The organism is Streptomyces sp. NPDC088725 (genome assembly GCF_044751305.1).
Lineage (GTDB): Bacteria > Actinomycetota > Actinomycetes > Streptomycetales > Streptomycetaceae > Streptomyces.
The window spans coordinates 690,168-701,841 of record NZ_JBIVLO010000003.1 but is presented as its reverse complement, the minus strand read 5'-3'; the positions used below and the strand labels follow the sequence as shown (position 1 = coordinate 701,841).

The window sequence follows — 11,674 nt, the reverse complement described above, 5'->3', positions numbered from 1 at the left end:
CGCCGATGGTACTGCAGGGGGGACCCTGTGGGAGAGTAGGTCGCCGCCGAACAATTTTTATGGGGAAGCCCCGTACCTTTATGGTACGGGGCTTCTCTGCGTTCAAAGCGTGTTTCCGGTCCGTCTAGGGTCTTGAGACATGCGCTATGAACTCGTCATCTTCGACAACGACGGTGTGCTCGTCGACAGCGAGCCCCTTTCCAACACCATCCTGGCCGGCTATCTCACCGAACTCGGCCACCCCACCTCCTACGAGGACTCCCTCCGCGACTACATGGGCGCCGCCGTCCACCGCGTCCACGACCTCGTAGGAGAGCGCACCGGGCGCGAACTGCCCTCCGACTTCGACGACACCCTGCACGCCCGGGTGTTCGCCGCCTTCGAGCGTGAACTGGAGCCCGTCGACGGAGTGGCGGACGTCCTGGCGAAGCTGACCGCGGAGGGCGTGCCGTACTGCGTCGCGTCGTCCGGGAGTCACGAGCGGATCTGGGTCGGGCACCGCAAGACCGGGCTCGACCAGTGGTTCGAGGACAGTGTCATCTTCAGCGCCCAGGACGTCGGGCGGGGCAAGCCGGCGCCCGATCTCTTTCTCCACGCCGCCGCACGCATGGGCGTCGCCCCCGAGCGGTGCGCGGTGGTCGAGGACAGTCCCCTCGGAGTCCAGGCCGCCAGGGCCGCGGGGATGGACGTGTACGCGTTCACCGCGATGACCCCCGCCGCGAAACTCGCCGGCGCCCAGGGGTACTTCGCCACGATGGCCGAGCTGCCCGGACTGCTGAAGTCCGCCTCGTAGCGGCCTCACCCGCGAGCGATCCGTGGCCCCACGCATCTACCCACGGGTAGACCGTCGTCCTACGCTGTCCGGCCATGACAGATGCGCGTGCGCGGCACGGTCGTACCTCCCTGGCCCTGAGCTTCTTCGTGCAAGGGGTGACGTTCGCGCTGCTCGTGACGCGTATCCCCGCCATTCAGGACCACTACGGGATCTCCGACGCGCTCCTCCCCGCGTTCCTCGCCGCCGTACCCGTTCTGGCCGGAGTCGGCAGTGTGGTCACCGAGCAGTTGGTGGCCAGGGCGCGTCCGGCGGTGGTGCTGCGGTGCGCCCAGCCCGTCGTGCTCCTCTCGCTGCTGGGCGTCGGCGCCGGGGACGACGTGTGGCAACTCGCCCTTTCACTGGGGGCGTTCGGCCTCGCGGTCGGCGCGCTCGATGCCTCGATGAACATGCTCGGCGTCAGCCTCCAGCGCGCGTACGGGCGCAGCATCATGCTCGGCTTCCACGCCGCGTACAGCCTGGGAGGGATCGCCGGTGCCTCGCTGGCCTGGGTCGGCGCTCACGGGGATCTGTCGCTGCTGGTGTCGTACGCGCCGGTGGTGGTGGTCCTGCTGCCGGCCGCGCTCGCCGGAAGCCGCTGGTACGCGGACGCCGTCCCCGACGACACGCGCGACGACACACCCGATGGCGGATCTGAAGGGCGAATACCCGGCTCGAAGCCCGTGGTGTTCAGGCTGCTGCTGCCGCTCTGCCTGGTGATGGCCTTCGCCTATATCGGTGACTCCACGGTGTCGAACTGGAGCGCCAAGTACCTCCAGGACGTGCTGGGCGGTTCCGAGGAGCTGGCGACCGTGCCGTACAACGCGTACATGGTCACCACCCTGCTGGGACGCGCGGTCGGGGATCTGGGCGTACGGCGTTTCGGGGCCGTGGCCGTCGTGCGGTGCGGCACCGTGCTGGCCGTCGCGGGTTTCGCGGTGGTCGCGGTGGCGCCCGGGGCCTGGCTGGGGATCCTCGGGTTCACGCTGCTGGGGCTGGGGCTCTGTGTGATCGTGCCGCAGACGTTCGCGGCGGCGGGGCGGCTCTTTCCGTCGGGCAGTGACGCGGCGGTCGCCCGGCTGAACATCTTCAATTACGTGGGGTTCCTGGTCGGTTCGCCGCTGGTGGGGGCGCTCGGCGACGCGTGGAGCTATCGGGGCGCGATGCTCGTACCGATGGTGATGGTCGCCGTCACGCTGGTGTACGCCCGTTCGTTCGGGACGGAGCAGGACCGATACGGTGGCGGGCATGGACGGCCGCGCACTGTTGATGTGGGATGACGCACTGACGGGCTACGACTTCGGGCCTCAGCACCCGATGGACCCCGTACGGCTGGCCCTGACCATGGGCCTGGTGCGGGCGTACGGGCTGGACAGAGCGGTGACGGTGGCGTCCGCGCCGCCTGCGGGCAGTTCGACGCTCCGCCTTGTCCACCAGCAGGAATACGTGGAAGCGGTTCGACGGGTCTCGCTGGAGCCGGGGCTCGCGGACGGTTCGTACGGGCTCGGCACGGCCGACGATCCGGCCTTCGCCGGGATGCACGAGGTCTCGGCACTGATCGCGGGGCAATCAGTGGGCGCGGCTGAGGCGGTGTGGCGCGGAGACGCCACGCACGCGGTGAATTTCTCCGGCGGTCTGCACCATGCCATGCCCGGATCCGCCGCCGGTTTCTGTATCTACAACGACGCGGCGCTGGCGATCGCGCGCCTGCTGGAGCTGGGCGTCGAGCGGGTCGCGTACGTCGATGTGGACGTGCACCACGGCGACGGCGTCCAGGCCGCGTTCTGGGAGGACCCGCGGGTCCTGACGGTCTCTCTGCACGAGCATCCGCGGACGCTGTTCCCGGGGACCGGCTGGCCGGAGGAGACCGGAGCCGGCGCGGGCGAGGGCAGCGCGGTGAATCTGCCGCTGCCCGCCGGGACCGGCGACGAGGGATGGCTGCGGGCGTTCCACTCGGTCGTGCCCGAGCTGCTGGCCGGCTTCCGGCCGCAGGTGCTGGTGACGCAGCACGGCGCCGACACGCACTTCGAGGATCCGCTGGGCCATCTCGCCGTCTCGCTCGACGCGCAGCGGGCGCTCCAGGAGGCCTGTCACGATCTGGCGCACGAGTACGCCGACGACGGGCGGTGGGTCGCGCTGGGCGGCGGCGGGTACGCGGTGGTGGACGTGGTGCCGCGGTCCTGGACCCATCTGGTGGGGATCGCCGCGCACGAACCCGTTGATCCGCGGTCGACCGTACCGAAGGTGTGGCAGGACCTGGTGTACGCGCGGACGCGGCAGTTGGGGCCCGGCCGGATGACGGACGGGCGGACGGGGCAGTGGGAGCCGTGGGAGTCCGGTTACGACCCGGCGGACCGGCTCGACCAGGCGATCCTGGCGACGCGGAAGGCGGTCTTCCCGCTGCGCGGTCTGCTCGCCTGATCGCGGGCGCACGCGTCGTCCGTGCGGGGCCGTTACGCCAACGGTGGGGTGTATCCGGCGTTCCGGCCCTGTTCGGGTGCGGGTAGGGAAGCATCTGCGGGGTGTTGAGCATCGGAGTCCTGCGGGCGCATCTGCTGGCGGCCAGGCTGGCCGGTCCTGTGGCCGCGTCGCGGGAGAAAAGCCTGCTGAGTTACCGGCTCTTCGCGGCCCGGGATCCGGGCGTCACGCTCGGACTCGATCCGAAGTGGGCATGGAGAGAGCAGGACTTGCTCAGACTCATGGCCGACAAGTGTGGCGTTTCGGATGATCCTGACCATGTGTCGGGGCCTGACGTCATCGATCCGGAGCGGACGCTGAGTGCGCTGGACGCGTTCGCGGAACGGCTGCGCGCGGCCGCGGCCGACCGGGTGCCCGTGCTGTTCGGTACGGGGCATCCGCACCGTCTGCTCGGTTTCTACGCGGAGCTGGCAGACGCTTTGTCGGCGGCGGGCTGTCTTGTCCTCAGCCCGGCGCAGGGCAGATGTATCGACATAACAACCCGGTTCGGGGTACGTACGTACAGCCTTGACTACGTACGAGGTGTTGCACTGGTGCGAGAGCCGGGCGCGCGGCGTGCCTGGAGTGAGCCCGGCGCACACACTCATTCACCCCTGCCGGTCCGGATGGCTCTGGAGGGCCTGGCGGAGGCCGGCGGGCCGCTGCCCGAGCTGGTCGTCGGAGACCATGGATGGGTCTGCGGGGCAGGTCAGCTGGGCTTTGAGGCCATCGGTCTGGCCGACACCAACGACCCCGCGCTGTTCGTCGGGGAGGCCGAGGGACGGGTGTCCGTGGCGGTGCCTCTCGATGACGGCGTGCGCTCCGACTACTACCGGCCTCTGACGCGCTATGTACTCAATCGGGCGTGTCTGTCACAGTAAGCAGTCGGGGGCTGCTCCTCTTCCCCACTCGTATCACCCGCCCCTAGTCTGGGGCGTGAGCGCACAGCGACGAAGAGTCACCGGAGGGGAAGCCGGCGGCCGTCGCGTGCGGAAGGTACAGGTGGGTCATGGCTGCTGGCAGCGAGAGGCCTCTCAATGAGGTCAAGTTCCTTACCGTGGCGGAGGTCGCCTCGGTGATGCGAGTGTCGAAGATGACCGTGTACCGATTGGTGCACAGCGGTCATCTGCCGGCGATCCGGGTGGGCAGGTCTTTCCGGGTTCCGGAGCAAGCGGTTCACGAGTACCTCCGCGAGTCCTTTGTGGGGGTTGAGTCCGCCTAGGATTTTCGTTGAGTCCGCCCGGGATTTCCTGGCGGGAGATCGGCCGGAGGGACCCGTGGATCCCCTCGGATTACGTCCCTCACTCGGTGACGGGTAGGCTAGGCCGACGTAGGTCGTGTGGGCCCAGACGCCCCGCACCGAGTGAAGAGAAGTGAGCGAGGGTAGTCGTGGGCTCTGTTATCAAGAAGCGGCGTAAGCGGATGGCCAAGAAGAAGCACCGCAAGCTGCTCAAGCGCACCCGCGTTCAGCGTCGCAACAAGAAGTAAGCGACAGCTGTTCGAGCATTCGCGGCCCTTCCACCAGCATGGTGGGAGGGCCGCTGTGTTGTCCGGACCCGGTCCGTGACGGTTCCGGGGCGTCCCGTGGTGTTCTCCCGAGCCGTTGTCCTGGGGTGACAGTGACTCGCTGCGGTGACCCGCTACGGTGACGCGTAGGAGGGACGTGCAGGAGACGACCGGGCGACGCGTGCCGGGTGTCTCGCGCGCGGAAGACCTGAGGACCGAAGAGCTGAAGACCTAGGGGAAGGCGCGGATCTTGGGCAAGGTCGTGCTCGTGACCGGAGCGGCCAGGCAGCTCGGAGGCCGTTTCGTACGGCGTGTGCAGCGGGACGCCGGAGTGGACCGGGTGATCGCGGTGGACGCGGTCGCTCCCGAGCACCCGCTGGGCAGCGCGGAATTCGTCCGCGCGGACATCCGCCAGCCCGCCATAGCGCGGGTGCTCGCCGAGCATGCCGTGGACACCGTGGTGCATCTGGATGTGACGGCCACTCCGCTGGGCGGCGGCAACCGGGCCACGGTCAAGGAGAACAACGTCATCGGCACCATGCAACTGCTCGGTGCCTGTCAGAAATCGCCGTCGGTCAAACGGCTGGTGGTGAAATCCAGTACGGGTGTGTACGGTTCCGCGCCCCGCGACCCGGCGGTCTTCACCGAGACCACTCCGCCCAAGTCGCTGCCGAGCGGCGGCTTCGCGATGGACGCGGTGGAGGTCGAGGGATACGTCCGGGGCTTCGCGCGGCGCAGGCCCGATGTGGCCGTGTGCGTGCTGCGCTTCGCGAACATCCTGGGGCCCGCGGCGGACACTCCGTTCGCCGAGTACCTCTCGCTGCCGGTGCTGCCGACCGTTTTCGGTTACGACCCCCGGCTCCAGTTCGTCCACGAGGACGACGTCATCGACGTGCTGCTCATCGCGGCGGACGAACCGCGCCGAGGGACGCTCAACAGCGGGACCTTCAACATCGCCGGCGACGGTGTGCTGCTGCTGTCGCAGTGCGCGCGGCGGCTCGGGCGGCCCACGGTGTCGGTGCCGCTGCCGGCCGTGCGGTGGGTCGGCTCCGCGCTGCGTACGGTCGGGATGTCGGACTTCTCGCCCGAGCAGATCCGGCTGCTGACCCACGGAAGGGTGGTCAGTACGGATCAGATGCGCGAGACACTGGGCTTTGTGGCCACCTACACGACCGCGGAGGCCTTCGCGGACTTCGCGGCCGGCCGGGGTCCCGGAGTGCTGCCGCCCGAGGCGGTGGCCCGTGCGGTCGACCGGATCTCCACTCTCGTCAGCAAGGAGCGCGTCTGACATGGCCGATGCGAAGGTCATCCCGTTCGGCGAGGAGCCGAGGCCGAGGCGTGGTCAGGCCGCCAGGCCCAAGCAGCCGAAGCCCGGCAAGCAGGCCCAGGGTGAGCCGCACGCGCGCAAGCAGGGCCCGCTGAAGCCGGTGCCTGAGCCCGCGGAGCGAGCGGACGGGCAGGAGGCCGCGGACGAGCCGCGAGGGCCTGAGCCGGGGACCGGGAGGGAGCGGGCGGGCCGACCGGGGCCGGGCGGCGGGAGCGGCCGGAGCGACTGGGAGCGCAGGCTCGCGGGCGGTCTCGCGTTCCTGCGGCGGCGGGTCACCGGCGAGTACGAGGTCGACGAGTTCGGGTACGACAGGGACCTCACGGACCAGGTCCTGATGTCGCTGGTGCGGCCCTTCTACGACAACTACTTCCGCGTCGAGGTGAAGGGCATCGAGAACATCCCGTCGGAGGGCGGGGCGCTCGTGGTGGCCAACCACTCCGGGGTACTGCCGCTGGACGGGCTGATGATGCAGGTCGCCGTCCACGACAACCACCCGGCGCAGCGGCATCTGCGGCTGCTGGCAGCCGATCTGGTCTTCATGCTGCCGGTGATCAACGAGCTGGCGCGCAAGGCAGGTCACACGCTGGCGTGCGCGGAGGACGCGGAGCAGCTTCTGCGGCGCGGCGAGGTGGTCGGGGTGATGCCGGAGGGGTTCAAGGGCATCGGCAAGCCGTTCAGCGAGCGCTACAAGCTCCAGCGGTTCGGCCGGGGCGGTTTCGTCTCCACGGCGCTGCGGGCGGGGGTGCCGATCGTGCCCTGCTCGATCGTGGGGGCGGAGGAGATCTATCCGCTGCTCGGCAACGCGAAGACGCTGGCGCGGCTGCTGGGCATTCCGTACTTCCCGCTCACGCCGACGTTTCCGTGGCTGGGGCCGCTGGGGGTGCTGCCGCTGCCGACGAAGTGGACGATCCAGTTCGGCGAGCCGATTCCGACGGACGGGTATCCGGCGGAGGCCGCGGAGGATCCGATGCTGATGTTCAACCTGACGGACCAGGTGCGCGAGCGGATCCAGCACACGCTGTACGAGCTGCTGGTGCAGCGGCGGTCGGTGTTCTTCTGAGCGTGCTCTTCCGAGCACGTTCTCGTGTTCGTCCGAGCGGCTGAGCGCGTGACGGCGTTCTGGCGCGCGTGATTCCGCATGCGTCAGGTGCGGTGCTCTCCTGTCGGGGGAGCACCGCACCACACGTGCGTCGTCCTGCTGGTGTGACGGGGCGGACGTCGCCGGTCGGGTTGCTGGTGGACGGTTACTGGCCCGCGTCCTCCGCGTCGATGCCCAGGCGCGGCAGCAGGTCCGGCAGCAGCGGTGGGATCGTGACGTCCGGGACGGGGTTGGCGCCGTCCTGTCTGTCCTTCTCGGACGGGGCGGTGGGGCTGTTGTCCTGCGACGGGTTGAGCAGTCCGCCCGCGTTGCCCCCGAGCAGTCCTTCTTCGCCGCTGCCCGGTCCCGAGCCCGACGGATGCGGCTTCTCGCTGTTCTGGTGCGTGCGGCCCGCGCTCTCACTCGGCGCGGAGGGCGAGGGGTGGTGGTCCGTACGGCCGGGGCCGCCGGTGTCCGGGGTGGCGCCGGGGGCGGTGGTGCCCCTGGATCTGTCCGGGGCGTGCGGCAGCAGGGACTGAAGCGGGGCGACCTCTTCGTCTATGGCGTCGAACACCGAGCTGACCTCGCTGCCCACACCGTGCAGCTGGACGGGCAGGCGGTCGCGGAGCCCGTTCCAGGTCTGGCGGTGGGAGGCGGAGAACGAGGAGAGGGTGGCGATCGGGCCGAGCGAGCCGTCCTGTTCGTACGCCTGGTGGAGCAGACGGTGGCCCTCGGTGGCGTCGTGCTTCATTCCGCCCAGAGCGCGCCGGATCTCGGCCAGGGATTCGTGGTCGAGGTGGCCGGAGCGGCCGCGCTCCATCAGGCGCCGCACTTCGCTGAGCCGGGTCGAGGCGTGGTCGAGGTAGAGCCCGCCGCGCGCGGAGTCGTCGTCCGCCATGCCGAGCTTGATGTCTTCCATGCCGCGCTTCAGCCCGTAGAGCGAGTCGCCGGGCAGGGCGTCGGAACTGGCGGCGGCCACCCCGCTGAACGCGCCGGCCGCCACCCCGATGGTGAGCCCGCCCGCCGCAAGCCCTTTCGACCAGCGGGAACGGGGGCGCAATTTCCGGAGCGGGGAGGCCCGGTGGGCGCCCCGTCCGGACGTTCGCTGCTCGGGCACCGTGGAGCCCGAGGACATACCTCCGCCGACTGTGCCTTCCCGCACCATGGTCTCCATGGCTGCCACGAGCTGCGCCCGTTGCACCACTTTGACCTCGGGGTCCAGCGCGGGTCCCGGTAGCTCACCGAGACCCTGCGCCAGGGCCAACAGCCGTCCCTGTTCGGCCGGTTCAGCCGACTCGGCGGGCTGTTCGGCCGCCGGGTCCTGGGCTGTCCGGTCTTCCAGGGCCTGGGCGAAGGCGTTCGCCCGCCGGTGTGCCGAAACGTTCGCGATCACTGGCGGCACCTCCTCTCGTCATGACGATCGACTCCCCTGGGGGTCCGGAAGGTTGCACGCCTTGAACGCGGCCACACGAATGAGTGGGTGGCCGCGGGCATGACGTGACCGCAGGGAGCCTGCATCCCGCACAACGAGCGTGTCGGCACATGGGTTACGCGCGAAAGATGATCCGACCAGTGCGTCATCGGGGCATCACTGAACGTGAGTTGAGCCCGCCGCGGATGGGCCCTTCATGGCGGCGGGCTCGGGCGGCGGGCGGCGGCTTCGGCGGCGGCCGTGACGGGTCGGGTCAGCGGGCGTCTTCCGGGAGGAGTCTGGCCAGGGTGCGGACCGCCCGGTACTGCAAGGTCTTGATCGCTCCTTCGTTCTTGCCCATGACCCGAGCCGTCTCGGCGACCGAGAGGCCCTGCAGGAAGCGCAGTGTGACGCACTCCTGCTGCTGGGGATTGAGCTTGCGTACGGCTTCCAGCAGCGCCGCGTTCGACAGGGACTCCAGGACGGAGTCCTCGGGGCTGCGCTCGACCTCGTTGGCGTCGAGCATTTCGCCCGTGGTCACTTCCAGCCGGAATCGACTGGACTTGAAATGGTCCGCGACCAGGTTCCGGGCGATCGTGACCAGCCAGGCGCCGAAGTCGCGCCCCTGCCAGGTGAAGGTGGAGATCCGGCGCAGGGCGCGCAGGAACGTCTCGCTGGTCAGGTCCTCCGCGGTCGCCTTTCCGCCCACGCGGTAATAGATGTAGCGGTAGACGGTGTCGCTGTACTGGTCGTACAACCGGCCGAAGGCTTCCGCCTCACCGGCCTGGGCGCGCTCGACGAGTTCCATCATGCGAGCGCTGTCACTGTCGGCGGTGGGCCGACGGGCGGTGGTCGAGGCGGCGGTGCTGCTTCGGCTTCCCCGTCTGCCGACTGCCGCACCGCCGCTCGCCAGGGCATAACAAGGTCCGATAGGGCCGCTCACGGCAGGGGCCGGTGCGGCGAAGGCGGGGACGGCGTACGCGGTGGGGACGAAGCCGCGCAAGCGGTCGATGACCGTTGCGCGCAGCGTAGCCAGGCCCGAGGCGTCAACCCCGACGTGTGGGTACACGGGACTCCCAGAGGCAGAGCTTCCATCACGTGCAGTGCTGGACCATTCACTCGCCGTGGTGACGAGCGGGTCCGGTATGCGTCTGAGGAGAATAACGCTTCGTACAGGCGGCGCTACACCCAGTTGCTCAAATCATCGATTACGTCGCTTCTGTGCCGCCTATGCGGCGCATCAAGTAGCACATGGTGACCGTTTATTGATCAGATTGAGTCAAGATCTGCCTGCGGGTGCACTGCGTTGTGTCGCGGTCCAGATGGCGGAACGCCGGGCCGGCCGGGGACCGCAGTCCGGTCTGGAGGGCGCTCGGCGGGCCTGGTCCGGGGCAGACGAAAGCCGCGCCGGGGCGGGTGCCTCGGCGCGGCTCGGGTGTGCGGGTGGCGAACGGTTGTCTGAGAGGGGCGGGACTTCCGGGGGGTGACGCCGCGTCAGCGGCGGCGGCGGTGCAGGGCGACCGCGGCCACGGTGCCGCCGGCCAGGGCACCCACCCCGGCTGCCGCCGGGATGCCGACCCTGGCCGCCTTGCGGCCCGTGCGGTAGTCGCGCAGCCGCCATTCCAGCCGTCGCGCGTGCTTGCGGAGTTTGGCGTCGGGGTTGATGGCGTACGGGTGCCCGACCAGTGAGAGCATCGGGATGTCGTTGTGCGAGTCGCTGTACGCGGCGCAGCGGTCGAGGTCGAAGCCCTCGGTCGTGGCGAGCGCCCGTACGGCTTCGGCCTTCGCCGGGCCGTGCAGGGGTTCGCCGACGAGCTTGCCCGTGTAGACGCCGTCGATCGATTCGGCGACGGTGCCGAGGGCGCCGGTCAGGCCGAGCCTGCGGGCGATGATGGTGGCGGTCTCCACCGGTGCGGCCGTGACCAGCCAGACCTGCTGGCCCGCGTCGAGGTGGGCCTGTGCGAGTGCGCGGGTGCCCGGCCAGATGCGGTCGGCCATGTATTCGTCGTAGATCTCCTCGCCGATGGACATCAGCTCGGAGACGCGGTGGCCCTTGACGATGGACAGGGCGCTGTCGCGCGCGTCCTGCATGTGCTCGGGGTCTTCGACCCCGGCCAGTCTGAACCATGTCTGCTGCCAGGCGAACCGGGCGAGTTCGCGGCGCTGGAAGAACTTGCGCTTGTAGAGCCCGCGTCCGAAGTGGAAGATCGCGGCGCCCTGCATGACGGTGTTGTCGAGGTCGAAGAAAGCGGCGGCGCGTGCGTCGCCGAAGACGGGGAAGTCCGGTACCCGGGGGGCTTCGTCGACGACGGCGTCGACTCCGCGCTCCAGTTCGTCCAGTGACTCCAGAGTGGACTTGAGCCCTGCCTCGGCTGCGGCCTCGCCTGCCAGAACACTCCGGGGTGTCGCGGAGCGCTTACGGGGGGTGAGCCATCCCAGTGCGGCCATGTCGTGAGCATAGTCAGTCGGGTTGGCGGTTCCGGACGAGCCGGGACGACGTGACGTGAACTCTTCACGGCTGATGTGTTAATCCGGCGAATGTGGCCCCCTGTGGATGACGGACCGCTCCGACTCGCCCGCGGGCGGAGAATGGGCGCATGAGTCCTTTGATGCGGCGTGCGGGGAAGAAGACGAAGAAGAAGCCGGCCGAGCGGATGGTGACGCTTGTCTCCAAACCGGGGTGTCATCTCTGCGACGAGGCGCGTGCGGTGGTCGAGGCGGTGTGCGCGGAGACCGGCGCGAACTGGGAGGAGAAGGACATCACGGCAGATGAGGCGCTGTACCGCGCCTACTGGGAGCAGATCCCGGTGGTCCTGGTGGACGGTGAGCAGCACACCTTCTGGCGTGTCGATGCCGACCGGCTCCGCCGCGAACTGGGGGCCTGACCGAAAAGGCGGTTAACATCGTGGGCGCTTTGCTGCGGTCTCGGGGGCGTAATCGTAAGGAGTGTGTTCCGTTTTGCGCCCTTCGTGTGTGCAACGGGTCGGCCCGGCCGGTGATCCCGTGACGGCCTCAGGGGGGTGCGTGACCCCGGTCACTTTGCTTGGACAAAGCGGACACAATCTTTGTGCACACGTTCACAAA

The 11,674-nt window shown here is 69.3% G+C and carries 12 protein-coding genes; 9 read left to right on the top strand and 3 right to left on the bottom strand.

The window, feature by feature from the left end:
- The first annotated feature begins 139 nt into the window (after positions 1-139).
- The 8 genes from ACIP6N_RS10205 to ACIP6N_RS10170 all read left to right on the top strand — a co-directional run bounded on the left by ACIP6N_RS10205 (position 140) and on the right by ACIP6N_RS10170 (position 7,161).
- Complete coding sequence (locus ACIP6N_RS10205; protein ID WP_401814376.1) at positions 140-793, top strand: HAD family hydrolase; 654 nt, start codon at positions 140-142, stop codon at positions 791-793.
- A gap of 74 nt (positions 794-867) precedes the next feature.
- Entirely contained in the window at positions 868-2,091 is a 1,224-nt protein-coding gene (locus ACIP6N_RS10200; protein WP_401814375.1) for an MFS transporter, read from the top strand.
- The gene (locus ACIP6N_RS10195) at positions 2,060-3,232 is read left to right on the top strand and encodes an acetoin utilization protein AcuC (protein WP_401814373.1); all 1,173 of its coding nucleotides are present in this window, start codon (positions 2,060-2,062) and stop codon (positions 3,230-3,232) included. The genes ACIP6N_RS10200 and ACIP6N_RS10195 overlap by 32 nt, the downstream gene beginning before the upstream one ends.
- A 101-nt stretch (positions 3,233-3,333) precedes the next feature.
- Positions 3,334-4,149: a phosphatase gene (locus ACIP6N_RS10190; RefSeq protein WP_401814371.1), complete on the top strand. Its 816-nt coding sequence runs from the start codon at positions 3,334-3,336 to the stop codon at positions 4,147-4,149.
- 128 nt (positions 4,150-4,277) lie between these two features.
- Positions 4,278-4,490 (top strand): helix-turn-helix domain-containing protein, encoded by a 213-nt coding sequence (locus ACIP6N_RS10185; RefSeq protein WP_014046653.1) that lies wholly within the window; start codon positions 4,278-4,280, stop codon positions 4,488-4,490.
- Positions 4,491-4,657: 167 nt separating this feature from the next.
- Positions 4,658-4,756, top strand: coding sequence for a 30S ribosomal protein bS22 (locus ACIP6N_RS10180; RefSeq protein ID WP_003948845.1), 99 nt, complete (start codon positions 4,658-4,660; stop codon positions 4,754-4,756).
- A gap of 268 nt (positions 4,757-5,024) precedes the next feature.
- Positions 5,025-6,062, top strand: coding sequence for an NAD-dependent epimerase/dehydratase family protein (locus tag ACIP6N_RS10175; RefSeq protein ID WP_401814370.1), 1,038 nt, complete (start codon positions 5,025-5,027; stop codon positions 6,060-6,062).
- 1 nt (position 6,063) lies between these two features.
- Positions 6,064-7,161, top strand: coding sequence for a lysophospholipid acyltransferase family protein (locus ACIP6N_RS10170; protein ID WP_401814369.1), 1,098 nt, complete (start codon positions 6,064-6,066; stop codon positions 7,159-7,161).
- A 184-nt stretch (positions 7,162-7,345) separates the two neighbouring features.
- On the opposite strand, the gene ACIP6N_RS10165 is transcribed toward ACIP6N_RS10170, so the two are convergent.
- The 3 genes from ACIP6N_RS10165 to ACIP6N_RS10155 all read right to left on the bottom strand — a co-directional run bounded on the left by ACIP6N_RS10165 (position 7,346) and on the right by ACIP6N_RS10155 (position 11,038).
- Positions 7,346-8,572 carry a DUF5667 domain-containing protein gene (locus ACIP6N_RS10165; protein WP_401814368.1) on the bottom strand — a complete coding sequence of 409 codons (1,227 nt, stop codon included), beginning with the start codon at positions 8,570-8,572 and terminating at the stop codon, positions 7,346-7,348.
- 292 nt (positions 8,573-8,864) lie between these two features.
- Positions 8,865-9,659 (bottom strand): ECF subfamily RNA polymerase sigma factor, BldN family, encoded by a 795-nt coding sequence (locus ACIP6N_RS10160; protein ID WP_401814366.1) that lies wholly within the window; start codon positions 9,657-9,659, stop codon positions 8,865-8,867.
- A 425-nt stretch (positions 9,660-10,084) separates the two neighbouring features.
- A complete protein-coding gene (locus ACIP6N_RS10155) occupies positions 10,085-11,038 on the bottom strand; it encodes an HAD family hydrolase (protein WP_401814365.1) in 954 nt (317 codons plus the stop codon).
- Between the two features lie 149 nt (positions 11,039-11,187).
- On the opposite strand from ACIP6N_RS10155, the gene ACIP6N_RS10150 reads away from it, so the two are divergent.
- Positions 11,188-11,475: a glutaredoxin family protein gene (locus ACIP6N_RS10150; protein ID WP_401814364.1), complete on the top strand. Its 288-nt coding sequence runs from the start codon at positions 11,188-11,190 to the stop codon at positions 11,473-11,475.
- Positions 11,476-11,674: the final 199 nt, after the last annotated feature.

What these genes read in the sequence shown, in the direction of transcription:
- ACIP6N_RS10155 (WP_401814365.1), bottom strand. Translation starts at nt 11,038, where the DNA reads ATGGCCGCACTGGGATGGCTCACCCCCCGTAAGCGCTCCGCGACACCC.
- ACIP6N_RS10205 (WP_401814376.1), top strand. Translation starts at nt 140, where the DNA reads ATGCGCTATGAACTCGTCATCTTCGACAACGACGGTGTGCTCGTCGAC.
- ACIP6N_RS10170 (WP_401814369.1), top strand. Translation starts at nt 6,064, where the DNA reads ATGGCCGATGCGAAGGTCATCCCGTTCGGCGAGGAGCCGAGGCCGAGG.
- ACIP6N_RS10185 (WP_014046653.1), top strand. Translation starts at nt 4,278, where the DNA reads ATGGCTGCTGGCAGCGAGAGGCCTCTCAATGAGGTCAAGTTCCTTACC.
- ACIP6N_RS10200 (WP_401814375.1), top strand. Translation starts at nt 868, where the DNA reads ATGACAGATGCGCGTGCGCGGCACGGTCGTACCTCCCTGGCCCTGAGC.
- ACIP6N_RS10195 (WP_401814373.1), top strand. Translation starts at nt 2,060, where the DNA reads ATGGACGGCCGCGCACTGTTGATGTGGGATGACGCACTGACGGGCTAC.
- ACIP6N_RS10150 (WP_401814364.1), top strand. Translation starts at nt 11,188, where the DNA reads ATGAGTCCTTTGATGCGGCGTGCGGGGAAGAAGACGAAGAAGAAGCCG.